The 23,245-nt window shown below is 70.6% G+C and carries 21 protein-coding genes; 10 read left to right on the forward strand and 11 right to left on the reverse strand.

Going from position 1 to position 23,245, the window contains the following annotated elements:
- Positions 1 to 130: 130 nt before the first annotated feature.
- The 4 genes from AB0L71_RS23230 to AB0L71_RS23245 all read right to left on the reverse strand — a co-directional run bounded on the left by AB0L71_RS23230 (position 131) and on the right by AB0L71_RS23245 (position 4,956).
- Positions 131 to 1,195, reverse strand: a complete 1,065-nt coding sequence (locus tag AB0L71_RS23230) for an iron chelate uptake ABC transporter family permease subunit (protein WP_365246166.1) — start codon at positions 1,193 to 1,195, stop codon at positions 131 to 133.
- Positions 1,192 to 2,229, reverse strand: coding sequence for an iron ABC transporter permease (locus AB0L71_RS23235; protein WP_365246169.1), 1,038 nt, complete (start codon positions 2,227 to 2,229; stop codon positions 1,192 to 1,194). Before AB0L71_RS23235 ends, AB0L71_RS23230 begins: the two co-directional genes overlap by 4 nt.
- A gap of 16 nt (positions 2,230 to 2,245) precedes the next feature.
- Positions 2,246 to 3,295: an iron-siderophore ABC transporter substrate-binding protein gene (locus AB0L71_RS23240; protein WP_365246172.1), complete on the reverse strand. Its 1,050-nt coding sequence runs from the start codon at positions 3,293 to 3,295 to the stop codon at positions 2,246 to 2,248.
- A 293-nt stretch (positions 3,296 to 3,588) separates the two neighbouring features.
- Positions 3,589 to 4,956 (reverse strand): FAD-dependent oxidoreductase, encoded by a 1,368-nt coding sequence (locus tag AB0L71_RS23245; protein ID WP_365246175.1) that lies wholly within the window; start codon positions 4,954 to 4,956, stop codon positions 3,589 to 3,591.
- A gap of 261 nt (positions 4,957 to 5,217) precedes the next feature.
- Between AB0L71_RS23245 and AB0L71_RS23250 the strand changes: the two genes are divergently transcribed.
- The 8 genes from AB0L71_RS23250 (at position 5,218) to AB0L71_RS23285 (ending at position 13,906) form a co-directional block, all read left to right on the forward strand.
- A complete protein-coding gene (locus AB0L71_RS23250) occupies positions 5,218 to 7,323 on the forward strand; it encodes a SpoIIE family protein phosphatase (protein ID WP_365246178.1) in 2,106 nt (701 codons plus the stop codon).
- Between the two features lie 128 nt (positions 7,324 to 7,451).
- Entirely contained in the window at positions 7,452 to 8,843 is a 1,392-nt protein-coding gene (locus AB0L71_RS23255) for a wax ester/triacylglycerol synthase family O-acyltransferase (RefSeq protein ID WP_365246181.1), read from the forward strand.
- Between the two features lie 79 nt (positions 8,844 to 8,922).
- On the forward strand, positions 8,923 to 9,423 hold the full coding sequence (locus tag AB0L71_RS23260; RefSeq protein WP_365246184.1) for an NUDIX domain-containing protein: 501 nt from the start codon (positions 8,923 to 8,925) through the stop codon (positions 9,421 to 9,423).
- 301 nt (positions 9,424 to 9,724) lie between these two features.
- The gene (locus AB0L71_RS23265) at positions 9,725 to 10,477 is read left to right on the forward strand and encodes a LytTR family DNA-binding domain-containing protein (RefSeq protein ID WP_365246187.1); all 753 of its coding nucleotides are present in this window, start codon (positions 9,725 to 9,727) and stop codon (positions 10,475 to 10,477) included.
- Between the two features lie 64 nt (positions 10,478 to 10,541).
- Complete coding sequence (locus AB0L71_RS23270; protein WP_365246190.1) at positions 10,542 to 10,904, forward strand: hypothetical protein; 363 nt, start codon at positions 10,542 to 10,544, stop codon at positions 10,902 to 10,904.
- Entirely contained in the window at positions 10,901 to 12,382 is a 1,482-nt protein-coding gene (locus AB0L71_RS23275; RefSeq protein WP_365246193.1) for a cation acetate symporter, read from the forward strand. Before AB0L71_RS23270 ends, AB0L71_RS23275 begins: the two co-directional genes overlap by 4 nt.
- Positions 12,379 to 13,608 (forward strand): histidine kinase, encoded by a 1,230-nt coding sequence (locus tag AB0L71_RS23280; protein WP_365246196.1) that lies wholly within the window; start codon positions 12,379 to 12,381, stop codon positions 13,606 to 13,608. The genes AB0L71_RS23275 and AB0L71_RS23280 overlap by 4 nt, the downstream gene beginning before the upstream one ends.
- A gap of 100 nt (positions 13,609 to 13,708) precedes the next feature.
- Entirely contained in the window at positions 13,709 to 13,906 is a 198-nt protein-coding gene (locus AB0L71_RS23285) for a zf-HC2 domain-containing protein (RefSeq protein WP_365246199.1), read from the forward strand.
- Here the strand turns inward: AB0L71_RS23285 and AB0L71_RS23290 are convergent.
- The 6 genes from AB0L71_RS23290 to AB0L71_RS23315 all read right to left on the reverse strand — a co-directional run bounded on the left by AB0L71_RS23290 (position 13,840) and on the right by AB0L71_RS23315 (position 17,973).
- Positions 13,840 to 14,409 (reverse strand): sigma-70 family RNA polymerase sigma factor, encoded by a 570-nt coding sequence (locus tag AB0L71_RS23290; RefSeq protein WP_365246201.1) that lies wholly within the window; start codon positions 14,407 to 14,409, stop codon positions 13,840 to 13,842. The two genes, AB0L71_RS23285 and AB0L71_RS23290, sit on opposite strands and share 67 nt — an antisense overlap.
- Before the next feature lie 238 nt (positions 14,410 to 14,647).
- On the reverse strand, positions 14,648 to 16,102 hold the full coding sequence (locus AB0L71_RS23295) for an amino acid permease (protein ID WP_365246204.1): 1,455 nt from the start codon (positions 16,100 to 16,102) through the stop codon (positions 14,648 to 14,650).
- Between the two features lie 109 nt (positions 16,103 to 16,211).
- Positions 16,212 to 16,673: a universal stress protein gene (locus AB0L71_RS23300; RefSeq protein WP_365246209.1), complete on the reverse strand. Its 462-nt coding sequence runs from the start codon at positions 16,671 to 16,673 to the stop codon at positions 16,212 to 16,214.
- 10 nt (positions 16,674 to 16,683) lie between these two features.
- Positions 16,684 to 16,911, reverse strand: a complete 228-nt coding sequence (locus AB0L71_RS23305; protein ID WP_365246211.1) for a hypothetical protein — start codon at positions 16,909 to 16,911, stop codon at positions 16,684 to 16,686.
- 147 nt (positions 16,912 to 17,058) lie between these two features.
- Entirely contained in the window at positions 17,059 to 17,826 is a 768-nt protein-coding gene (locus AB0L71_RS23310; protein WP_365246214.1) for a hypothetical protein, read from the reverse strand.
- Positions 17,827 to 17,841: 15 nt separating this feature from the next.
- Positions 17,842 to 17,973, reverse strand: coding sequence for a hypothetical protein (locus tag AB0L71_RS23315; RefSeq protein ID WP_365246217.1), 132 nt, complete (start codon positions 17,971 to 17,973; stop codon positions 17,842 to 17,844).
- Positions 17,974 to 19,304: 1,331 nt separating this feature from the next.
- Here AB0L71_RS23315 and AB0L71_RS23320 point away from each other — a divergent pair.
- Positions 19,305 to 20,123 carry an SAM-dependent methyltransferase gene (locus AB0L71_RS23320; RefSeq protein ID WP_365246220.1) on the forward strand — a complete coding sequence of 273 codons (819 nt, stop codon included), beginning with the start codon at positions 19,305 to 19,307 and terminating at the stop codon, positions 20,121 to 20,123.
- Positions 20,120 to 22,294, forward strand: a complete 2,175-nt coding sequence (locus AB0L71_RS23325; protein WP_365246222.1) for an EAL domain-containing protein — start codon at positions 20,120 to 20,122, stop codon at positions 22,292 to 22,294. The genes AB0L71_RS23320 and AB0L71_RS23325 overlap by 4 nt, the downstream gene beginning before the upstream one ends.
- A 46-nt stretch (positions 22,295 to 22,340) precedes the next feature.
- Here AB0L71_RS23325 and AB0L71_RS23330 read toward each other — a convergent pair whose 3' ends face one another.
- Entirely contained in the window at positions 22,341 to 23,243 is a 903-nt protein-coding gene (locus AB0L71_RS23330) for a LysR substrate-binding domain-containing protein (RefSeq protein ID WP_365246225.1), read from the reverse strand.
- Positions 23,244 to 23,245 lie beyond the last annotated feature (2 nt).

Here is a 23,245-nt window from a genome sequence, read left to right on the forward strand (position 1 = left end):
TTGAACGTGTTCAAGTGCGTTCGGTGGTGACTGTACGGCCTCTCTTGAACGCGTTCAAGAGAGGCCGTGGGAGTCCTGTTCGGTGGCGCCGTAGAGCCGTATCAGCCCCGCGTGGGGGACCGCTCCGGCCTCACAGCACTCCCCGACGCCACTCCCGCACCAGCAGCCAGCCGAGGTACGCGCCTCCGATGGCCATGGTGTAGATGCCGACGGGCAGGTTGTCGAAGAGCGGCAGTTGCTGGGAGCAGAGATCCGCGAGCACCAGCAGCAGCGAACCGGTCATCGCCGCCAGCAGCAGATGCGGGCCCGAGACCCGGGTGATCCGTTTGGCGATCTGCGGAGCCGTCAGCGAGATGAACGCGATCGGTCCGGCGACGGCGACCGCGCCCGCCGAGAGCACGATCGCCAGGAGGACGGCGATCGTCTTGGTGGTGCGGGGCTCGGATCCGAGTGCGCCCGCGATGTCGTCGCCCATTTCGCCGATGTCCAGCCGCCGCGCGATCAGGGCGGTGAGCGGAGCCACGACCAGCAGGACGAGCCAGATGGTGGTGGCGTCGCCCCAGGACCGCGCCGACAGGCTGCCGTTGACGTACGCGGTGAGGACGGAGGCCCGGTCCCGTTCCATGGCGTAGACGACGTACTGGGTGACGGCCGTGCCGATCGCGGCGACCCCGATCCCGGCGATGACCAGCCGTGCGGGGTTCCGGAACCCGGTGCCGGTCGACAGATAGACCAGCACCATGGCGAGTGCGGCACCGATCAGTGCGCCGAGTGCCACCGGCACGGTCCCCGGGAAGAGCAGCGCGGTGATCGCGGCGCCCGCCCCGGCGCCGGACGCCAGCCCGATCACGTCCGGGCTGCCGAGCGGATTGCGGGTGACGGACTGGAACAGCGCACCGGACAGGCCGAGCGCCCCACCGGTCCCGATGGCGACCACCAGGCGCGGGCCGCGCAGCCGTTCCAGGACGAAGGCGTTCTTGCCCTCGGCCCCGCCGGTCAGCGCCCCGGTGAGGTCGGCGAGCGGAATGCCCAGCCGTCCGAGCGACAGGGTCGCCACACAGGCCGCCACGAGGAGGACGAACAGTGCGAGTGCGGTGAGTACGGACACCCGCCGCAGCGGCAGTGCCACGGTCGTGCCGATCCTCAGAATGCCCCTGGGCGAGGCCGTACGGAGTCCGGCCTGATGCGACGTCATGCGTTGCCCCTCATCCTGCGTACGGCGATGAGCAGTGCGGGCGCCCCGACGAACGCGGTCACCACACCGACCATGAGTTCCTGCGGGCGCATGACGACCCGTCCCACGACGTCCGCGAGGAGCAGCAGCGCGGGTCCGGTCAGGGCTGAGAAGAGGATCTGGGCCCGGAAGTCGACACCGGCCAGGGCGCGCACCACATGGGGAACGGCCAGGCCGACGAAGGCGATCGGGCCGACCGCCGCCGTCGCCGCGGCGCTCAGCAGCGTGGCCGAGAGCAGCCCGCCCGCCCGGACCAGGCCCGGGTTCGACCCGAGGGAGGCCGCGGTCGAGTCGCCGAGGGCGAGCGCGTTGAGGCCGGGCCCCAGCAGCGCGGCGATCAGCAGACCGGCCGCGGCGAACGGCAGCACCGACCAGAAGACGTCGAAGTCCCGGCCGCCGAGGGCGCCGACCACCCAGTACCGGTAGCTGTCGAACACCTGGGGCCGGCTCAGGGTCACGGCCTGGATGAAGGCCATCAGTACGGCGGAGAGCACCGCGCCGGCGAGCACGAGCCGTACCAGTCCGCCGCCCGACCCCGCCGATCCGATCGCGTGCACGAGCAGACCGGCGATCAGCGCACCGGGCAGTGCCCACCACATGGTGTCCGAACTGCCGGACGCCCCCAGGAAGGCCGTTGCGGCGACGACGCTCGCGGAGGCGCCCGCGTTGATGCCGAGGAGGCCGGGATCGGCCAGGGGATTACGGGTCACGCCCTGCATCAGGGTGCCCGCGACGGCCAGGCAGAGACCGGCGAGCACACCGAGCGCGGTCCTCGGGTAACGGCTCTCGATGATCGTCGTGACAGTCGGATCGGCGGTGCCGGACAGGACGTGCAGCACATCGGTGAACGAGGTGGTCCGGCTGCCGAACATGATGCTCGCGAACACCGCGAGCACGAGGACGGCGAGCACGACGGCGAGGGAGTACAGCCGCCGAGCGGTGCCGGTCCGTGAGGAGCCGGCACCGCTCGGCGGTGTGTGTGTGATGGTGGCCATGGGGTGGTGGTCGGTCTCAGCCCTTGTCCGCGGCCTCGATGGCCTTGTCGATCAGCGGCAGGTAACGGTCGATCACCCACGGCACGGTCAGCGGGTTGATGATCGAGGAGGCCGTGACGAAGGAGGTGTCGTTGCTGGACACCACGGCGCCGCTCTTGATCGCGGGGATGGCCGCGTACAGCGGCTGGGCCTCGATCTCCTTGCGCGACTTGTCATCCGTGTAGAAGGTGAAGATCAGGTCGCTGTTCTTCAGCTTCTCGCCGTTCTCCAGACCGATGACCGCCGAGTCGGTCCCCTCGGTCTCCTTGAAGGTGTCCACCACCGGGTCGACGGTCAGACCGAGCAGGGAGACCATCTTGACGCGCTGCTCGTTCGGCTTGAACACGCCGAGGGTGCCGGGGCCGGTGTTGTAGATGTACGAGAACTTGTGGTTCTTGTACTCCGGCCGGGTCGCCCCCGCGTCGGACAGCTGCTTCTCGATCTTCGAGATCAGGCCCTTGGCCTCCTCGGCCTGGCCCAGCGCCTTGCCGATGGTGTTGATCTGCTGGTCCCAGTCCGTGCTCCACGGCAGGTCGGGGTAGGCGATGGTGGGCGCGATGTCCTTGAGGATGTCGTAGTCCTTCTGCGTGATCCCGGACCACGGCGCGAGGATGACATCGGGCTCCAGCTCGGTGATCGCCTCGAAGTCGATGTCCTCACCACCGGTGAACTGGGTCGGCAGCTTGTCGCCGGACTTCTCCACCGCCTCGTGGATCCAGGGCAGATAGCCGGTCTTGTCGCTGCCCCACTCGTACTTCTCGATGCCCACCGGGGTGTGGCCCAGTGCGATGGCGGTCTCCGCGGAACCCTGGCCGAGGGTGACGATCCGTTCGGGCTGTTCCTTGATCTTCGCCGTGCCGAGTGCGCTCTTGATCGAGACCGGGAACGCTCCGTCGCTCTTCCCCGATGCGTCGGAGGTCTCCTTGCCGTCGTCGCTCGACGAGCAGCCACCGAGAGTGAGAACAAAGGCTGCTGCGGCGGCAGTTGCGACGAGCGTACGGCGACGCACCTGGGTGAACCGGGACATGGGTGTACCTCATGGGTTGATGGACAGAGCAGTGGGACCCTGCGCGAAGCGCTCAGTGTTAGGCAAGCCTAAGCTAAGCGTGCTTCGGGCTACAAGTGAACCCCGGATATCGGTCCCTGTCGGTGATTCAGCCCTCTCGGTGAAGGTCCGGGTGCCGGCGTCGTATGCGTCGTGGCGCGTCACGGCATGCCGATGCCCGCGGCGATCCCTTCCGGGACCGCCGCGGGCATCTCACCGGGCGCCGCAGACAGCTGCGTGGCGCCCGGTCGGGGCGTCGTTGTTCGTGCGTACCGTCAGTCGCGGGGCTCGGAGGCGTCCACCATGGCCTCGCGCTCCACGACCTTGATCCGCTCCCGTCCCTGCTCGGCACCCAGGGCCCGCTCGTGCGCATCCAGGCGGTACCAGCCCTCGCGGGTGGTGTAGCGGACGCCGCGCTCTTCCAGGAACGCGGTGACGGCCTCCGGCTCGGGCCGGGCCGGGGCAGGCAGTCGGCCCGTGGTGTGGTCCTCCAGGAGGCAGGCGACCGTCTCGTTGGCGTCGCCCTTGGTGTGGCCGATCAGGCCGACCGGGCCGCGCTTGATCCATCCCGTGACGTACACCGACGGCATGGGCTCCTGGCCGTCGACGACGCGGCCCGCGGCGTGCGGCACGGTGCCGGAGACCACGTCGAACGGGAGCTTGGGGAGCTCGCGCGAGTAGTAGCCGACCGCGCGGTAGACGCTCTGCACGTCCCAGTCGGTGAACCGTCCGGTTCCCTTCACGTTCCCGGTGCCGTCCAGCTCGGTCCGCTCGGTGCGCAGACCGACGACCCGGCCGTCCTCGCCGAGGATCTCCGACGGGGACTCGAAGAAGTGCAGGAACAGCTTGTGCGGCCGGTCGCCGACGTCGCGGATGGCCCAGTTCTCCAGCGTGGAGGCGACCATGTTGGCCTGCTTGTTCCCGCGCCGGGTCTCGATCGAGCCCGCGTCGTACTCGATGTCCTCGGGGTTGACGATGACCTCGATGTTCGGCGAGTGGTCCAGCTCCCGCAGTTCCATCGGGCTGAACTTGGCCTGGGCGGGACCGCGGCGCCCGAAGACATGCACTTCCCGTGCCTTGTTGGCCTTGAGGCCCTCGTAGACGTTCGCGGGTATCTCGGTCGGCAGCAGTTCGTCCGCCGTCTTGGCGAGAACGCGCGCCACGTCCAGGGCCACATTGCCCACTCCGAGCACCGCGACCTTCTCCGCGTCCAGCGGCCAGGTGCGCGGCACATCGGGGTGGCCGTCGTACCAGGAGACGAAGTCGGCCGCGCCGTGGGAGCCGTCCAGGGAGCTGCCCGGGATGTCGAGTGCGCGGTCGGCGTCGGCGCCGGTGGAGAAGATCACCGCGTCGTAGAAGGACCGCAGGTCGTCCAGGTCGATGTCGGACGGGTAGTCGACATTTCCGAACAGCCGCAGCTGCGGCTTGTCGAGCACCTGGTGCAGTGCCTGGACGATGCCCTTGATCCGGGGGTGGTCGGGGGCCACTCCGTAGCGGATCAGACCGAAGGGGGCGGGCATCCGCTCGAACAGGTCGATCGAAACCCCCGGGTCCTGGGCGGCCTCGGATTTCAGCAGCGCGTCCGCTGCGTAGATTCCGGCAGGGCCGGCTCCGACGATGGCGACGCGGACGGGGCGGGTCATGGAGTGCAAGGTCCTTAGAACGGGTGACGCGGGCAGAGCGGAGCGCGGTACAGCTAAGGCTTGACTTACCGCGCTCCACGGACACGGTAACCGTTGCTGACCTGCGGACCTAGGGCGGGCAGTGTTTCCCGGGGGCTCCCCGGTGCTGTTGACCGGGGCCCGTCACCGGTCGGCAGGGGCCTCGCGGCCTTCCGCCGGAGGCATGCCGTACAGGCATGGGTTCGCTCGAAGAATCGGACAAATGATGGCAGAGTTGCCCGCATGGATGATCGGGGAGCGGGTGCCCTGTCACTCCCGGACGATTGGCCCGCCCACCCGGATCTCAGTCTCGCCCTGAACCGCATGGGCAGCTTCGACTGGGACCTCGGCAGTGGCCTGATGCACATGGACCGGCCCGCGCTCGATGTGTTCGATCTGCGGGCCGAGGAGTACGACGACCGGCCGGAGTCGCTCGCCCTGCGGGTGCCGACGGACGAGAGGGCCAGGCTGGACGCCATGGTCGCCGAGGCCCTCAAGGGAGGGCAGAGCAACTACGGCGCGTACTTCAGGATCCTCAAGCGCGACGGAAGCCTGTGCTGGACCCACACCCAGGGGTTCATCCAGCGCGACAGGACCGGCCGTCCCCACCGCATCATCGGCATCGTCCGCGACGCCACCCAGGAGCTGACGGAGTCCACCGCCCGCCGCGAACTGGACCTGGAGCGGCGGCGCCGCACCAGCCTGGTCGAGGGCACCACGGCCGCGCTGGCCCACGCCCGGACGGTCCGCGACGTCATCGAGGTGCTGCAGAACTCCCCGGGCCTGGCGAATCTCGGTGCCGCCAGCATGGTCGTGGGGCTGATCGAGGCCGGACGCATCCACCTGGTGGCGGACGGCCCCGAGGGCGCGTTCGTTCCCGGCACCCGTTACACCCGGACGGACGAGCCGTACCCCATGAGCGAGGTCGTGCGCACGCTCACGCCCCGTTTCATCGAGTCCGCCGCGGACTTCGCCGCCTCGTACCCGATCCTCTGGCCCCACATCAGCCACCTCGGCATCACGTCCGCCGCCTACCTGCCGCTGATCGCCCAGGCCCGGCCCATCGGCGCACTCGGACTGCTCTACAGCGACCGGGGCGCCTTCGCCGGGGACGAACGCAATCTGCTCGTCGCGCTCGGCAGCTCCATCGCACAGAGCCTGCAGCGCGCCATGCTGTACGAGCAGGAGCACGACCTGGCCGAGGGTCTCCAGCAGGCCATGCTGCCGCGCCGGATCCCGGAGGTACCGGGGGCGCAGGTCGCCGTCCGGTACCGCTCGGCCAGGCTGGGCCGGGACATCGGGGGCGACTGGTACGACGTCATCGCCCTGCCCGGCGGTCGCCTCGGGGCGGTCATCGGGGACGTGCAGGGTCATGACACGCATGCCGCGGCGGTCATGGGCCAGCTGCGCATCGTGCTGCGTGCCTACGCGGCGGAAGGGCACAGCCCCGCCACGGTGATGGCCCGGGCCTCCGTCTTCCTCCACGAGCTGGACACCGATCGCTTCGCGACCTGTTCCTACGCCGAGGTCGACCTGACGACCGGGGTGGTGCAGCTGGTCCGGGCGGGACACGTCCATCCACTGGTGCGTGACGCCGACGGCAGCTGCCGCAGACTGACCGTCGAGGGCGGACTGCCGCTGGGGCTCTCGGCCGAGTTCGGGCGGCTCGAATACCCGGTCAGCACGGTCGAGCTCGACCCCGGCCGGACCCTGGTGCTGTTCACCGACGGCCTGGTGGAGCAGCCCGGGGTCGATCTCGACGAGGGCATGCGACTGCTGACGGACCTGGTGCGCGAAGGCCCGCAGGACATCCAGCGCCTGGCCGACCAGCTCTGCGAGGAGGTCGACGAGCGCGGCGGCGAGGACGACGTGGCGGTCCTGCTGCTGCGCCGGAAGGCCACGCACGTGCCCCAGCCGGGCGGCAGGCTCCAGCAGCACGTCGCCCAGGGCGACCCGGAGGCACTGAGCTCCGCACGGCACATGGTCCGTGCGGCCGTCCGGGCCTGGGGCGCCGGGGCGCGGGCCGACGAGGTCGAGCTGGCGGCCGACGAACTGATCACCAACGCGCTGATGCACACCGACGGCGGGGCGATCGTCACGATCCGGGTCCTCACCGGCCCCGAGCGGCGGCTGCGGGTCGACGTCGAGGACACCTCCAGCGCGCTGCCCCGGCGCAGGGACGCCGGGGACGCCGGAGTGTCCGGTCGAGGCCTGATGCTGGTGGACCGACTGGCGGACCTGTGGGGCGTGGAACCGAGGGGGCGCGGCAAGTCCGTCTGGTGCGAGTTCGCCATCCCCGAACGCGACCAACCACAGGACCGCGTACTACCCGACAGTAACAGTATGTAATGCGTCAGTGCTTGACCGTGACCGATCGTGAACGATTGACTGCGACTGCGTCGGTCTTTGACCTCCAGGCTTCGCCTTCCGGTCTTGGTTCTCCGACAGTCTCTGTCTTCCGATGACGCGAGGATCCATTGGGCACTGAGCTACTGGCACCCCTCGATCTGGCCTTCTGGCACCTCGAATCCGATGCCCATCCCATGCATCTCGGCGCGCTCGCCGTCTTCTCCCCTCCTTCCGGCCCGGACCGCGGCGCCGGTCCGCAGGACGTCCTGGAACTGCTGGGCACCCGTGCCGCCGCGATTCCGCGGCTGCGGATGCGGGTCAGGGACGTGCTGCTGCCGGTCGGAGGCGCGGCGTGGTTCGTGGACAAGGACTTCGACGTGCACCGGCACATCCAGCGGGTGCGGCTCAGCGACGAGGAGTCGCGGGGCGGCGACACCGGATTCATGGCGGGCGCCACCCGGCTGGCCGGTGAGCTGATGGAGCGACCGCTCGAACGGGGCCTGCCGCCCTGGCAGATGTTCGTGATCGGCGGCACCGACGGCGGCCCCTTCGCCGTGCTCGTCAAACTCCACCACGCGCTCGCCGACGGCATGCGCGCGGTCGCCATCGGAGCCGGGATCTTCGACGAGATCGCGTCCGTGTCCGGCCGCGCCCGCAACGGGGCGCCCGTCCGCCGGGTGCGCGCTGTGCCGCCCCGCTCCTGGATGCCGGGTCCGCGTCAGGTCGCCGGGCTCGCCCTGGGCCGGATCGAGGGTCTCGGACGGGCGTTGGGGGTCGGCGCCTCGATGGTGCGGGCCAGCCGCCTCGATCTGCGCGGCGCACCCGCACTCGTCGCCCCCTCCAGCGGCACCCGGCGCCTGGCCACCGCGGACCTGGACCTCGACGCCGTCCAGCGGATCCGGCGCGCCGCCGGAGGCACGACCAACGACGTCCTGCTCGCCGTCGTCGCCGGGGCGCTGCGCCGCTGGATGCGGGAGCGCGGCGAAACACTGCCCGCCGACGATCCGCGCGCGCTGGTGCCGGTCTCCCGCCGCAGACCCGGTCAGGCCGCCGCGACCGGGAACAGGCTCTCCGCCTATCTGCTCGAGCTCCCCGTCTCCGAGCCCGACCCCTGGGAGCGCCTGCGCATCGTGCGGGCCCTCATGGACCGCAACAAGGCCGCGGGCCCCCTGCGCGGCGCCGGGGCGGTCGCCGTGCTCGCCGATCAACTGCCCTCGCTGGCCCATCGCTTCGGTGCGCCGATCGCCGGGAACGCGGCCAGGATGCTCTTCGACCTCCTGGTCACCAGCGTCCCCCTGCCGCGCTCGGCGCTCTCGCTCGGCGGCTGCCCGCTGCGCGCCGTCTATCCGATGGCTCCGCTCGCCCGGGGCCAGTCCCTGGCCATCGCCCTGGCCCCGTACGGCGGCCGGGTGCAGGTCGGGCTGGTGGCCGACGGCAAGGCGCTGCCCGATCTGGATCGGCTGGCGGGCTGTGTCGGTGACGAGGTGGCCGAATGGGTGGCACTTCTGCCCGGTCCCTGAGGGGCGAACCGCCGCTCCTGCCCGGTTTCCGGCCGCTGTCGTGATCGACAGGGAAGTCCGGCGCTGGCAGGCTCATCCGATGCGAATACCCAGACGAGCAGCCAGAGTCGCGGTCCTGGACCCGGCGGGGTCGGTCTTCATGTTCCGGTACGACAACGAGGAAGTCGGTGTGCACTGGGCGATGCCCGGCGGCGGGATGGAGCCGGGCGAATCGCCGCTGCAGGCCGCTGAGCGCGAGTTGCGCGAGGAAGCCGGATGGACCGACATCGCGATCGACGGCACCCTGCTGTGCCTGTGGGAACACGACTTCACCAGGGCCGGGGTGCCGGTCCGCCAACACGAGCACATCTTCCTCGCGCAGGGCCCCCGCCGAGATCCGGTGGGCGACCTGGCCGCTTCGCACGCTGCTGACAAGATCCTCCGGTGGCGATGGTGGTCGCCGGAGGACCTGTCCGATGACGGTGAGCCCCTGTGGCCGCCGCAGCTGCCCCAACTCCTTGCCGACGTACGGAAGAACGGTGTGCCGGCGACGCCCGTCGACCTAGGCCATGTCCGGGACGGGCTCGGCGGCGGGAGCTGATCGAGCGCGTCTCAGGAAGCCTTCCGGCTGCCTTCGGCTGCGCAGGGGGCCCTGCCCCCGGCGACGGCTCGCTGCCAGGGACGGCGATGTCGCTGCCGGGGGTGCGGGCGAGGAATTCGCCCAAAGGGCTGTCCCGCAATCCCCGGCGGGCGCCCGACGACAGCTACGGCACCTCGCAGCGTTGTCGGGCTCGTCCGCATACGACCCAGTATGAGGAAGATCCTCCGCCCTGCGATGCACCGCATCCGACGCCGCGCACTCATCCACCGGGGATGACGGGACAGCCCTTACACTCCGCCCCATGCTGCGCGTACTCGCCGTCGACGACGAAGAACCCGCCCTGGAGGAGCTCCTCTACCTCCTGCGCGCCGACCCCCGCGTCCGCAGCGCCGAGGGCGCCACCGGAGCCAACGAGGCGCTGCGCCGCATCGCCGGCGCCGTCGACGCGGGCCCCGACGACCCGACCGCCATCGACGTCGTCTTCCTCGACATTCACATGGCGGGCCTCACTGGTCTCGACGTCGCGCAGCTCCTGACCGGATTCGCCGCGCCCCCGCTCATCGTCTTCGTCACCGCGCACGAGGGCTTCGCCGTCCACGCCTTCGACCTCAAGGCCGTCGACTACGTCCTCAAGCCGGTCCGCCGCGAACGCCTCGCGGAAGCGGTACGGCGGGTGGCCGAACAGGTCGGCGACCGCTCCGCGCCCCTCCTGGACACCGCATACGACCAGATACCGGTGGAACTCGGCGGAGTGACCCGGTTCATCCCGGTCGACTCCATCGCCTACGTCGAGGCCCAGGGCGACTATGCGCGGCTGTACACCGACAACGGTAGCCATCTCGTCCGGATCCCCCTCACCGCACTGGAGGAACGCTGGCGCTCGCGTGGCTTCGTCCGCATCCACCGCAGTCACCTCGTCGCACTGGCGCGGATCGACGAACTCCGCCTCGACGCGGGCAGCATGAGCGTCCGCGTCGGCACCGCGGAACTCGCCGTGAGCCGTCGCCACAGCCGGGCGTTGCGCGATCTGCTGATGCGCCGGACCGGCCGCTGACCAGGCCCGACCCGCGATCGAACCCCTTCCCACGAGGGACCGGCGCTGCGTACACTCCGGGCCCATGTCCGCAGAGCCCACACCCCGGCGTGAAGTGGTGACGGGGGAGCCCCGCCGGGTGCGCCCGCTGCCGCGCTACCGCACCCAGTCGGAGATCGACGAGCAGACCGCCCTGGGCGGTGCGTACGTCCGCTCGTTGATGCGCAGCCAGTTGCGGGCCGGACTCACCGCGTTCACCGTCCTGGCCGTGGTCGTCGGGACCCTGCCGCTCGTCTTCGCGGCGCTGCGCAGCGCCGCACTCGTCTGGGCCGTCCTCGGCTTCGCCGCCTATCCGCCGCTGACCCTGGCCGCCTGGTGGTACGTACGCCGGGCCGAGCGCAACGAACGCGACTTCGCCCGGCTCGTGGAAGGCCGCCCCGCGCAGTGAGCCACACGTACGCGGTGGCGGCCGTCGCCGTCGTCGTGGTCGCGACCGTCCTCGTCGGCGGCTTCGGGCTGCGCATATCCCGGACCACCTCCGACTTCTACGTCGCCTCACGCACCGTCCGGCCCCGGCTCAACGCCGCCGCGATCAGCGGCGAATACCTGTCGGCCGCCTCCTTCCTCGGCATCGCCGGCCTGGTGCTCGTGCACGGCCCGGACATGCTCTGGTATCCCGTCGGATACACCGCCGGCTATCTGGTCCTGCTCGTCTTCGTCGCCGCGCCCCTGCGTCGTTCGGGGGCGTACACCCTGCCCGACTTCGCCGAGGGGCGGCTGGAGTCGCGCCCGGTGCGCAGACTGGTGAGCATCTTCGTCGTCGCAGCCGGCTGGCTCTATCTCGTGCCGCAGCTCCAGGGCGCGGGACTGACGCTCAAGATCCTGACCGGGGCGCCCGGCTGGCTCGGCGATGTGCTCGTGGCGTCCGTCGTCGTCATCGCCGTCGCGGCCGGCGGCATGCGCTCCATCACCTTCGTCCAGGTCTTCCAGTACTGGCTGAAACTGACCGCACTCCTCGTCCCCGCGGTCTTCCTGGTGCTGGCCTGGCAGGGCGACGGGCAGCCCCGCGTCACCTTCGACGAGCAGGTCTCCGTCTTCCGTGCCGACCATCCGCTCTACGCCACCTACGGGCTGATCGTCGCCACGTTCCTCGGCACCATGGGCCTCCCGCATGTCGTGGTCCGCTTCTACACCAGCCCCAACGGCCGCGACGCCCGCCGCACGACGGTCGTCGTCCTCGCCCTCATCGGCCTGTTCTATCTGCTGCCGCCCGTCTACGGTGCGCTGGGCCGGCTGTACGCCCCCGAGCTGATCCACGGCGGTGACGCGGACGCCGCCGTGCTGCTGCTGCCCGAGCGGGTCGTCGGCGGGCTCGGCGGGGACCTGCTGGGCGCACTCGTCGCGGGCGGCGCCTTCGCCGCGTTCCTGTCGACCGCCTCCGGCCTCACGATGGCCGTCGCCGGAGTCATCACCCAGGACGTGCTGCCGTCGCGCGGGGTACGGCACTTCCGACTGGCCACCGTCCTCGCCATGTCCGTACCGCTGGCCGGCTCCCTCCTGGTCAGCCGGGTGCCGGTGGCGGACTCGGTGGGGATGGCGTTCGCCGTCTCCGCGTCCTCCTTCTGCCCCCTGCTGGTCCTCGGCATCTGGTGGCGCCGGCTCACCCCGCCCGGTGCGATCGCCGGACTGCTCCTCGGCGGCGGCTCCGCGTTCCTGTCCGTCGCCATCACCGTCAGCGGCGTGGTCCGCCCGCCGGGCTGGGCGCACGCCCTGCTCGCCTGGCCCGCCGTCTGGTCCGTGCCGGTGGGCTTCCTCGCCATGGTCCTGGTGTCACTTGCCACCCCCGGCCGGGTACCTCCCGGCACCAACGCCGCCATGACCCGCTTCCACCTGCCGGAAGCGCTGACCTCCGGGAGGCACCGATGAGCGGGGCCGGATACGCCGTACTCGTCCTGCTCGTCCTTCTCCTGTTCGGCGCGGGCTTCCTGCTCGGCCGCCGTACGGCCGGCCCGCTCCGCACCAGCGACGTCGGGACGCCGGTCGAGCACGCCACCTTCGAGACCCTGCACACCGCCTCGGTCGCCGCGCCCCCGCTGCGCGCCGGACTCACCGAGGAGAGCGCCCGCAGATCCGCCCGCCGCCTGCGCTCCCTGCTCGGCACCGACGCCCTCTGCCTCACCGACCGCGACCGGGTCCTCGTCTGGGACGGCGCCGGCGAACACCACGGCCGCCATGTCATGGACCAGGTCCAGGGCCTCCTCGCCAGCGGCCGGGACACCGCCTTCCGCACCGGGTGCGACGATCTCGACTGCCCGCTGCGCTGGGCCGTCGCCGTGCCGCTCACCGTCGACCACCGCGTCCTGGGAACCCTCGTCGCCTACGCACCGCGCGAGTCCGCGGTGCTCGCCCGGGCGGCCGGGGAAGTGGCCCGCTGGGTCTGCGTACAACTGGAACTCGCCGAACTCGACCGCTCCCGCACCCAGCTCATCGAGGCCGAGATCAGGGCGCTACGGGCCCAGATCTCCCCGCACTTCATCTTCAACTCCCTCGCCGCCATCGCCTCGTTCGTCCGCACCGACCCCGAGCGGGCCCGTGAACTCCTGCTGGAGTTCGCCGACTTCACCCGGTACTCGTTCCGCAGGCACGGTGACTTCACCACCCTCGCCGACGAACTCCACTCCATCGACCAGTACCTGGCACTGGTACGGGCCCGCTTCGGCGAGCGGCTCGCGGTCACTCTTCAGGTCGCCCCCGAGGTGCTCCCCGTCGCCCTGCCCTTCCTCTGTCTCCAGCCCCTGGTCGAGAACGCCGTCAAACACGGCCTCGAAGGAGCCGTCGCGCACCCCCGGGACCTCGACTCCGCCCCGGCGGAGGAGACTCCGACCCGCATCACCATCCGGGCACTCGACGCGGGCTCCGAGGCCGAGGTCGTCATCGAGGACGACGGCGCCGGGATGGACCCGGAACGGCTGCGTCACATCCTGCGCGGCGAGGGCGGCCGCTCCACCGGGATCGGCCTGCTGAACGTCGACGAACGGTTGCGTCAGGTGTACGGGGACGACTACGGACTCGTCATCGAGACGGGCATCGGCGCCGGGATGAAGATCACGGTCCGGCTGCCGAAGTACCGTGCGGGGGTGCACGGTTCCTGACCACCGGGCTGCACGGAGCAGTGAACCGGGGGAGCGTGCCGTGCGTGGCCAGAAGGGCAGGATCCGTCACCGCCGGATCCGTCCACGACACGAGGATGCGATGACTGCCGACGCCGACCAGGGCCCCCATGTACGGCAGTTGCTCGGTGCCTATGTGCTCGATGCGCTCACGGCCGAGGAGAACCGTGTGGTCGCCGGGCATCTGCGGGTCTGCGACCGCTGCGCCGCCGACTACGTGGAGGTCGCGGGGGCGGTGTCGCTGCTCGCCCTGCTCGGGGAGGAGGACCTGCTGGAGTAGCCCGGCAGGTGCCGGGAGAGCTGACGCAGCGCATAGTACGACCGGGACTTGACCGTGCCGGCCGGGATGCCGAGCACCCGAGCCGTCTCGCCGACGCTCAGCCCGCGGAAGTAGATCTGGACGAGGACGGCGCGGTGTTCCGGGCCGAGGGCGCGTACCGCCTCGCGGACATCGAGCGCCAGGACCGTGGACTCGGCGGTGTTCTCCTCGCCCGCGGCGGCCTCCAGCACCAGGTCACTGACCTCGGTCGGCCGGGCCATCCTGGCGCGGCGCGCGTCGATCGCGAGGCGCCGCGCGACGGTGAAGAGCCAGGGCCTCATCGAGTCGTACGGGGCGTCGAAGGCCTCCGGATGCTGCCAGGCCCGCACCAGCGTCTCCTGGAGCAGGTCCTCGGCCCGCTGCTGGTCGCCGAAGGTCAGCCCGAGCAGGAAGTGCAGCAGAGCGGGGCCGTGGTCCCGCTGGAGATCGGCCAGGGTCCGCTCGTCGGTCCTCGTGGTGGTCATCGTGCACGCCCTTCCCCGCAGTGGCCCTGCCGCTTCGCTGCCGACTGCCGTATACGAACGCATCGGGGCCCGGAGGAACAGGCGACGGGCGGCCCCGTGCGACGAGCGGTCGCTCAGTGCGGCGAGTGGTGCGGTGAACGGTCGGGCGGCGGCCGGCGGGGCGTGCGGTGCGGGACGTCGGTACGAGGCGGCGCGGCGAGCGGCGAGGCGAGCGGCGAGGCGCTCGCCGGGCGCCGGATCAACCCACTTCCGTGCCGGCCCCGGTGTCCGCGCCCGGTGTCCTCGCCAACTCCGACTTCCGGTACGAGTAACCGAAATAGATCACCATGCCGACCAGGAACCACACCACGAACCGCACCCACGTCTGCCAGTTGAGGAAGGTGATGAGCCAGATCGAGAACACCACTCCGAGGGCCGGCACGAACGGCATGCCGGGGGTGCGGAAGGTGCGGGGCAGGTCGGGTCGTTTGTATCGCAGCACGATCACCGCGACGCACACCACCACGAACGCCAGCAGAATGCCGATGTTCGTCAGCTCGGCGGCCTCGCCGATCGGCAGGAATCCGGCGATCACGGCCGATGCCGCGCCGACGATCCAGGTCACCCGGGTCGGCACGTGCCGGGTCGGGTGCGTCCTGGCGAACCACTTCGGCAGGAGGCCGTCGCGGCTCATCGAGAACCAGACCCGGGTCACGCCCAGCATGAACGTGAACATCACGGTGAGGATGCCGATGACCGCACCCACCGCGATCACATCCGCGAGTCCGCTGAGCCCGACCGACTTGAAGGCGGTGGAGAATCCGGACTCCGGGTCGATGTCCTGGTAGCTCTGCATCCCCGTCAGCACCAGACACGCCGCCACATAGAGCACCATGGAGATGGCGAGGGAGTAGAGGATCGCCTTCGGCATGTGCCGCTGGGCATCCTTCGACTCCTCGGCCGCCGTGGACATGGCGTCGTACCCGAACACCGCGAAGAACACCGTGGCCGCACCGGTGAAGACCCCGCTCACCCCGAACGGGAAGAAGGGGTGGTAGTTCGCGGTGCTGATGTGGAACACCCCGACACCGACCACCAGGAGGACGACCAGGACCTTCAGCACGACCACGCCGGTCTCGAAACGTGCCGCGTTCTTGATGCCGAGCGTCAGGAGATAGGCGACAAAGAGACAGAGCAGCGCGGCGAACAGGTCCACCTGGTGACCCGGCCCGGTACCGGGTGCGCCCAGCATCCACTTCGGCAGGTCGAGCCCGGCCTCGCCGAGCAGGAAGCCGAAGTAGCCGGAGATGCCGATCGCGACCACGGCCACGATCGCCGTGTACTCCAGCAGCAGGTCCCAGCCGATGAACCAGCCCACCAGCTCCCCGAGAACCGCGTAGCCATAGGTGTAGGCGGAGCCGGCCTTCGGGATCAGGCCCGCGAACTCCGCGTAGCTGAACGCGGCCGCCGCGCTCGCCACCCCCGCGATCAGGAAGGAGATCAGGACCGCGGGCCCGGCGGTCTCGTTCGCCACCGTGCCGGCGAGGGTGAAGATCCCCGCGCCGATGATGCCGCCCACGCCGATCGCGGTGAGCTGCCACAGCCCCAGCGTTCTGGTGAGCTGCGTGGTGACGTCGCCGGCCGGTCTCTTCTCGTCGATCTGCTCGATCGGCTTGCGGCGCAGTACACCCTCGCCCACGCGGAGCCTTGCCATGCGTCACCTCTTCGCTGACGGCTGTCCCTGACGGGCGCTCATGATGGCCCACGGGAAGCCGGTACGGAGGAAGGCGTGCCGTCCCGTCCAGGTCAGGAACCCGCGACGGTCACGGGACCACCGTGACGGGCCAGCGCCCCGCCTTCACCAGCCGGACCGCCACCGATCCGATGAACCGGTGCCCCGCCGACTCCGACGCCCCGACCACCACGGCGTCGGCCTTCAGCTCGTCCGCCGCCGTGACGAGTCCGCTGTAGGGATCACCGCGGACGGTGTGGAACTCCCAGCGCACCTGCCACATGTCCTTCATCCGCTCCGCCGTGTGGCGAATCTCGCTCACCAGCCCCTCCGCCACCTCTCCGGCGGCATCGGTGACCGGCGCGCCGAACGCGGCTCCGGCAGGCAGGAACGGCTGGACGTAGACGAGGGCGAGCATGGCTCCCTGACGGCGGGCGAGCCCCGCCGCGTACGCCGCGGCACGCATGGAGGAGTCGGACCCGTCCAGGCCTGCGACGATCACGCGTGGGCCGTCCGTGCCGCGTTCGAACCGGTGGGGCTGTTGCTCTGTCACGAGGGCGAGGCTATCGGCTCCCGGTGAAGCCCCCGGCCGGGGCCGGGGCCATGCTCTCGTCGAGTACCCCGGAGGCTGCCGGACGCTGGTCCTGGGAGGTCGCCGAGGCCAGGCGGGGAGGACCCAGGGAGAGGTCCGCGCCGTTGCGCGCCACTGCCAGGGCGACGAGCAGCACCAGGGCGAGGGCGCCCCACGGCACATGCCCGGTACGTCCGACGGGCCAGTTGTCCCGGTCCATGGTTCTCCCTTCGTCGCGACGTATCGGAACGCTAGGCGCACGAGGGACGGGCGGCGATCGGGGAGGGGCGAACGGGTGGCGCCCGCCCGACGCGCCCGTCCCACCGGGGCCCGGTGCCGGACCCGGTGCGACGGGCGATGCGGGCCGCTACCCGCCCGTCGCACCGGGGAACAGATCGAGGAACGGGGCCGCGGTGGCCGAGATGCCGCGACCGAAGGGAGTGTCGAAGTCCCAGATCAGGAAGAGCAGAAAGGCGATCAGAACGCTGAAGAGGCCCGCCAGCAGCAGTTCGCGGAAGGTTCTGCGGATCTGCAGGGTGAAGATCAGCCCGATGGTCACCAGCGCCCCGGTGATCAGGCCGAACCAGACCACGCCCGGCATGGTCGCGCCGGCGCTCTGGCCGCGTCCGCTGCGCGCGTCGTCGGCCGCGGCGACCTGATCGACCAGTGGCTGATACGCCTGTCCTTCGTGATCGTTCCTGGGCCGGTAGTCGATGACATCGGTGCGCACCTTGCCGAGCAGCCGGGTCCCCTCGTCGGTGAGCGAGCCGTGCTCGGACATCGTGCGCCACTCGTCGTGGACGACGTGGTGCACGTAGGCGGCGACGTCGGCGCGGATGCGCGTGCGCACCTCGGCCGGGTAGGCCGAGGAACGGACGTCCACTTCGTGCAGGGCCTGTGCCTCCAGGCGTACGTACTCCTGAGCGGCGCTGCGGCCCTCCCAGACGCCCGCGATGGCGAGGCCCAGCACGATCGCGTAGACCACGCCGATCATCATCGTCATGTACTCGATGACGTCAGGGGTCTCGGAGGGGTCGTCGTCCTCACCGACCTTGCGGTTGCTGAGTACGGCGATGGTCAGGACGACGGCGCTCGCCGCGGCCATGGCGAGGACAAGAACAAGCCATTCCGACATGAGTTCCTCCGGAGGTCATCGGGAGCGGGGCCGCAGGACGGCGACGGCGAACACGGCAGGGGCTGTGATCAGCAGGGTGAGGGTGACCAGGGAGGTGCCGCGCCGTGGGACCTTGCGCGGCGGCTTGCGGTAGGACGGGAGTGCCACGGTCCGGGGTGTGGGATGCGTGGGCCGCACGGAGGGGGTTGGCGAGTGGGAAGGGGATGGCGGCACGGGCTTCGGCACCGGCCGTGGCGGGGCGGGCCGGGGTGGCGGTGGAGGCAAGAGTGAGGGAGGGGGCGGAGGGGTGGGCGGCGGCGGAGGGGGCGCTGGTGGGGGAGTCGGAGTCGGCGTGGGCGTCGGCTCGGGTGCGGGGCCGGCCCAGCAGGAACCGTCGCCGGACACGGCGACCGCCGAACTCCCGCCGTCCTCGCCGATGGAGGCGTACGCGCAGGCGTCCGCCCCGGCGGGTACCGGGGCGCTCAGCAGCCACAGCAGCAGGACGACTGCCGTGAGCCGCGTTATGAGGGATCCGTTCACGCCGGGAAGCATGTTCCGGCCGGTTGCGGGGCATCCCGGGGTCGGACCGGATTCCCCTGATGGTGGGGAGATGGGGTGAAGGGCGTTTGCGGTCCGGGGAGTTTCGTCGACGGCACCAAGCGGCGGAGGCGACCGACCGCACGGGGGACCGGACATGAGCCGAGGCCTTGACGACCGGTCCGTCGTCCGACGGACGTTGACATGACCGCCGGGCGGAACCCCCTGGCTCGCCGACGCTGCTCCTGTTCGCTGCCCGGCCGGTGCGGCGGACCGAGGAGCCGTCCGGGCGACTTTGCCGAACAGCAGCCGGGAGGTGTTCATTTCGATTCCGCATCGGACGGCGAGATGGCGTGGCGGTGTGCGGCGGGCCGCCCGGCCGTCGGAGGAACAGGCCGTACGCGCAAGGCATTCGCTCTGTCCGGATCCGAAACCCGCAGTCGGCGCCGCGGACATGCCGGTATGACGGCCCACCGGTTCACGAAGGATGCCGCAGGATCGATGAAGTCGCCCGTGGGGGTGCCTGCGTCTCGAAGCGGCCGGTTATTGCCTCCATGGCAAATAAAGCCGTCGAGGCCGTGATGGCCAGGAGTTTTGTGGTCTTCGGCGGACCGGCGCGGTTCGATCTGCATTCCGGCGGACTCCGGTCGTTCCCGCCTTCCGAGGCAGAACGAAGTCGCCGCCGCGTCAACGGCCGCAGCAGTGCGTGGACATGATACGTGGTCCTCCCCGACAGCGAACCGGCGGGCGTGACCAAGTGGCCCGAAGACGCTTCCGCGAGTGGATCCGGCGTCGAATGTCACAGGCAGCGACGGGTCGGTTGCACATGCCAGAGGAGTGTGACCAATAACGGACGGGTAATTTCCGTTTCCGCTCGCTCTCCTGGCGGTCAATCAGTAACCTCTGGTCATCACTGACCATGGACGTGGCCGGATCGCCGTGGCGACTTGTTGGAGACATCGATGGAGCGTCCCGCCTGGGCACCGCAAGGCATAGACATTTCGGTGCCGAGCGTGTCCCGCATGTACGACTTCTATCTGGGCGGCTCGCACAATTTCGAGGTGGACCGGGAAGCGGCCCGCAAGGCCATGGAGTTCATGCCGGGACTTCCCAAGCTCATGCAGGCGAATCGCGCCTTTATGCGTCGGGCCGTGCGTTATGCGTTGAGTGAGGGCGTCACTCAGTTCCTGGACATCGGTTCCGGAATACCGACTTTCGGCAATGTGCACGAAGTCGCTCAGGCGACCGATCCCGAGGCCCGGGTCGCGTATGTCGACCACGACCCCGTTGCCGTCGCGCACAGCCGGGCCGTGCTCGAAGGGAACGACCGGACCGTCATCGCCGCCGCTGATCTGCGAAACCCGCAGGACATCGTGAAGAACCCGGTGATCAGCGGACTGCTCGACCTGAGCCGCCCGGTGGCCCTGCTGCTCGTCGCCGTGCTCCACTTCGTCGAGGACTCCGACAACCCGCACGCCGCGGTGGCCGAGCTGAGCCAGGCGCTCGCGCCCGGCAGCATCGTCGTGATCACCCACGCCTCGTACGAGGGGATCCCGACGATCCGGGAGGAGGCGGGCGGGACCGTGGGCGTCTACCGCGACATCCGCAGCCCCCTGGTCATGCGCTCGCGCGACGAGGTCGCCCGCTTCTTCGAGGGGTACGAGATGGTCGACCCCGGACTCGTACTGATGCCGGAATGGCGCCCCGACACCGCCCACGTGGCGGAGCACGAGGACCCGTTCACCTTCTCGGGCCTCGCCGGAGTGGGACGCAAGGCGTGAGTATTCCCGCCCAGTCGTCCGGAGCGCCCGACACGGAGCCCGACGGACCCGAGGACCGGCTCCGGAGATTCGCCACGATCTGGGGCCGGGCCATCTTTCCCTCGACGGCCACCTCCCTGACCCGCACGGAGTTCGAACAGCACCTGCTGCCGCTGGCCCGCGAGCTCCATGGCATCCTGCACGCCCGGCCCTTCGACGCGGCGCCCGCCGCCGAGGTCGGTGTCGCCCTTGTCGCCGCGCACTGCACGGACCCGGAGGCGCTCAGCAGCACCCTCGGCGTCATCGACTCGTACCTGGTGCTCTACTGCGGGGGCAACGGCGAGACGGCGCTGTCGACCGAGGACAGCAGGGCCCGCTGCGCCCGGATCCAGCACGCCCTCGCGGGCGGCTTCACCCAGGCGCTGCGCGAGCGGACCCTCGTCGAGCAGGAGTCGATCGCGCGCTCGGCGCTCACCGCCCGTTCGCACGCCGAACAGACCCTGCACGCCACGGAGGAACGCTTTCGCGCCGTCTTCCACGGGGCGCCCATCGGCATCGGGATCGCCGACCTGGACGGCAACCTGCTGGAGATCAACGACACGCTCAACCGCATGTTCGGCGGGCTCGACCACCATCTGCGCAGCCACAAGGTCAACGAGTGGGTCCACCCCGAGGACTCGCCGCAGGTCTGGAAGTACTACAACGAGCTGGTACGCGGCGAACGCGAGCACTACCGGGTCGAGAAGCCGTACTACCGCAACGACGGCACGGTGCTGTGGACCAACCTGACGGTGTCCCTGCTGCGTGACTCCGAGGGCAGGCCCGAGTACCAACTGGCGCTGCTGGAGGACACCACGGAGCGCCGGCTGCTCAACCTGCGGCTGCGGTACGAGGCCACGCACGACGCGCTCACCGGGCTGCCCAACCGGACGCTGTTCTCCGAACGGCTGGAGAAGGCGCTCGGTGCCGACGACGGCAGCCGCTTCGGTCTGTGCTATCTCGACCTCGACGGCTTCAAGGCGATCAACGACAGCCTCGGCCACGCCTCGGGGGACCGGCTGCTCGTGGAGGTGGCCGACCGGCTGCAGAGCTGTGCGACCGCGCCCGGCGAGATGGTGGCGCGGCTCGGCGGCGACGAGTTCGTGGCCCTGACGACCGGCACCGACACCCAGAAGCAGGTCGTCGAGCTGGCCTGTCGCATCCTCGGCGTGCTCGGAGCCCCGATCCGGTTGGAGGGCCGCGAACTGACCGTACGCGGCTCCATAGGCGTGGTCGAGGGCCCGGCCGGCGAACGCAGCGCCGCCGAGGTGCTGCGCAGTGCCGACATCACGATGTACCGGGCCAAGGCGGCGGGCGGCAACCGCTTCGAGCTCGCCGACGCCGAGGCGGACGCCCGCGCCATCACCCGGCACGGGCTGACCACCGCGCTGCCGGCCGCCCTGGAGCGCGGTGAGTTCTTCATCGAGTACCAGCCGCTCGTGCACCTGGGCGACGGCACGGTGCACGGTGCGGAGGCGCTGGTGCGCTGGTGCCACCCGCAGCACGGGGTGCTCGGCCCCGACCGGTTCATCCAGCTCGCCGAGCACACCGGCCTGATCGTGCCGCTCGGCCGCTGGGTGCTGGAGGAGTCCGTGCACCAGGCCAACTTCTGGCAGCGGCGGCACACTGACGGCGGCCCGCTGCGGATCAACGTCAACCTGTCGCCGGCCCAGCTGCACCACCCACGGCTCGTCGCCGACACGGTCGACGTCCTGGAGCGCTCGGGGCTGGAGCCGAGGGCACTGTGCCTGGAGGTCACCGAGTCCGCGCTCATCGGCGCGGACGACGATCTGCTGAAGCCGCTGCGGCAACTGTCGGAGATGGGTGTCGACATCGCGCTCGACGACTTCGGTACCGGGTACTCGAACCTGGCCAATCTCCGCCGACTGCCGGTGAGCGTGCTCAAGCTGGACCGTTCCTTCGCCCAGGGCATTCAGCAGCATCCGGCGGACCCGGTCGATCTGAAGATCATCGAGGGGATCGTCTCGCTGGCGCACAGCCTCGACCTCGCGGTCACGGTGGAGGGCGTGGAGACCGCGGCCCAGGCCGAGCAGTTGCGGGAGCTGGGGTGCGACACGGCACAGGGGTGGTACTACGCCCGGCCCGGTGCGCCCGACCGGATCCACTCGCTGGTGCTGGCCGACGCGGTGTGAGGGAAGGGCGCGAAGAAGCCGGAGCGGTCCCGTCGCCGCCGCACCCTCAGCCGTCGGCCGCGCCCGGCCGGGCGGCCAGCAGCACCTTCTGCAGTTCGCGGGCGGCGCGCGGGGGAGCCACATCGCTGCGGTGCGCGAGGGCGATGGTGCGCCGCAGACCCGGGCGGGCCAGCGGTGTGGTCCGCAGGTCGTGCCCGGCCCGGACGGCCACCATGCTCGGCACCACCGCGATCCCGAGCCCCGCACGCACGAAGCCGAGCACCGCGTCCATCTCGCCGCCCTCCACGGTGAACGACGGTTCGAAACCCTCCGCCCGGCAGGCGGCGACCGTCAGTTCCCGCAGGTCGTAACCGTGCCGGAACATCACCAGGGGCTCCCCCTGGAGGTCCGCGACACTCACGTGCCCGCCCCGGCCGGGCCGCGGCGCCCGTGCCGACGACACCACGACCAGGTCCTCGTGGAACAGTTCCACCGTGGTCAGCGAGGGAGACGCCGCCGGCAGCGGCAGCACGACGAGGGCCAGATCGAGCGCACCGCGCGCCAGCTCCCGTACGAGGTCGTGCGAGCCGCCCTCCTCCAGCAGCAGCCGGATCCCGGGGTGCCGGTCGTGGAAGGCGCGCAGTACGTCGGGGAGCAGGCCCGTGCAGAGGCTGGGTGTGGCGCCGAGCCGGACCCGCCCGCGGCGCAGCTGCGCCAGCTCCTGCACCTCGTGCCGTGCGGTGTCGGCGTCGGCGAGGATACGCCGCGCCAGGGGCAGCAGTGCCTCGCCCGCGTCGGTGAGGGTGATGTTGCCCCGGGCCCGGCTGAACAGCTCCGCCCCCAGCTCGTTCTCCAGGGCTCTGATCTGCTGGGAGAGGGAGGGCTGCGAGACATGCACCTCCTCGGCGGCCCGGGTGAAGTGTCGGGTCTCGGCAACGGCCACGAAATACATCAGCTGCTGGAACTGCATGC

The organism is Streptomyces sp. NPDC052052, assembly GCF_040680455.1.
GTDB lineage: Bacteria > Actinomycetota > Actinomycetes > Streptomycetales > Streptomycetaceae > Streptomyces.

Coding starts and splice junctions, on each gene's coding strand:
- AB0L71_RS23230 (WP_365246166.1), bottom strand. CDS start 1,195: ATGACGTCGCATCAGGCCGGACTCCGTACGGCCTCGCCCAGGGGCATT.
- AB0L71_RS23235 (WP_365246169.1), bottom strand. CDS start 2,229: ATGGCCACCATCACACACACACCGCCGAGCGGTGCCGGCTCCTCACGG.
- AB0L71_RS23240 (WP_365246172.1), bottom strand. CDS start 3,295: ATGTCCCGGTTCACCCAGGTGCGTCGCCGTACGCTCGTCGCAACTGCC.
- AB0L71_RS23245 (WP_365246175.1), bottom strand. CDS start 4,956: ATGACCCGCCCCGTCCGCGTCGCCATCGTCGGAGCCGGCCCTGCCGGA.
- AB0L71_RS23250 (WP_365246178.1), top strand. CDS start 5,218: ATGGATGATCGGGGAGCGGGTGCCCTGTCACTCCCGGACGATTGGCCC.
- AB0L71_RS23260 (WP_365246184.1), top strand. CDS start 8,923: ATGCGAATACCCAGACGAGCAGCCAGAGTCGCGGTCCTGGACCCGGCG.
- AB0L71_RS23265 (WP_365246187.1), top strand. CDS start 9,725: ATGCTGCGCGTACTCGCCGTCGACGACGAAGAACCCGCCCTGGAGGAG.
- AB0L71_RS23270 (WP_365246190.1), top strand. CDS start 10,542: ATGTCCGCAGAGCCCACACCCCGGCGTGAAGTGGTGACGGGGGAGCCC.
- AB0L71_RS23280 (WP_365246196.1), top strand. CDS start 12,379: ATGAGCGGGGCCGGATACGCCGTACTCGTCCTGCTCGTCCTTCTCCTG.
- AB0L71_RS23285 (WP_365246199.1), top strand. CDS start 13,709: ATGACTGCCGACGCCGACCAGGGCCCCCATGTACGGCAGTTGCTCGGT.
- AB0L71_RS23290 (WP_365246201.1), bottom strand. CDS start 14,409: ATGACCACCACGAGGACCGACGAGCGGACCCTGGCCGATCTCCAGCGG.
- AB0L71_RS23295 (WP_365246204.1), bottom strand. CDS start 16,102: ATGGCAAGGCTCCGCGTGGGCGAGGGTGTACTGCGCCGCAAGCCGATC.
- AB0L71_RS23305 (WP_365246211.1), bottom strand. CDS start 16,911: ATGGACCGGGACAACTGGCCCGTCGGACGTACCGGGCATGTGCCGTGG.
- AB0L71_RS23310 (WP_365246214.1), bottom strand. CDS start 17,826: ATGTCGGAATGGCTTGTTCTTGTCCTCGCCATGGCCGCGGCGAGCGCC.
- AB0L71_RS23320 (WP_365246220.1), top strand. CDS start 19,305: ATGGAGCGTCCCGCCTGGGCACCGCAAGGCATAGACATTTCGGTGCCG.
- AB0L71_RS23330 (WP_365246225.1), bottom strand. CDS start 23,243: ATGCAGTTCCAGCAGCTGATGTATTTCGTGGCCGTTGCCGAGACCCGA.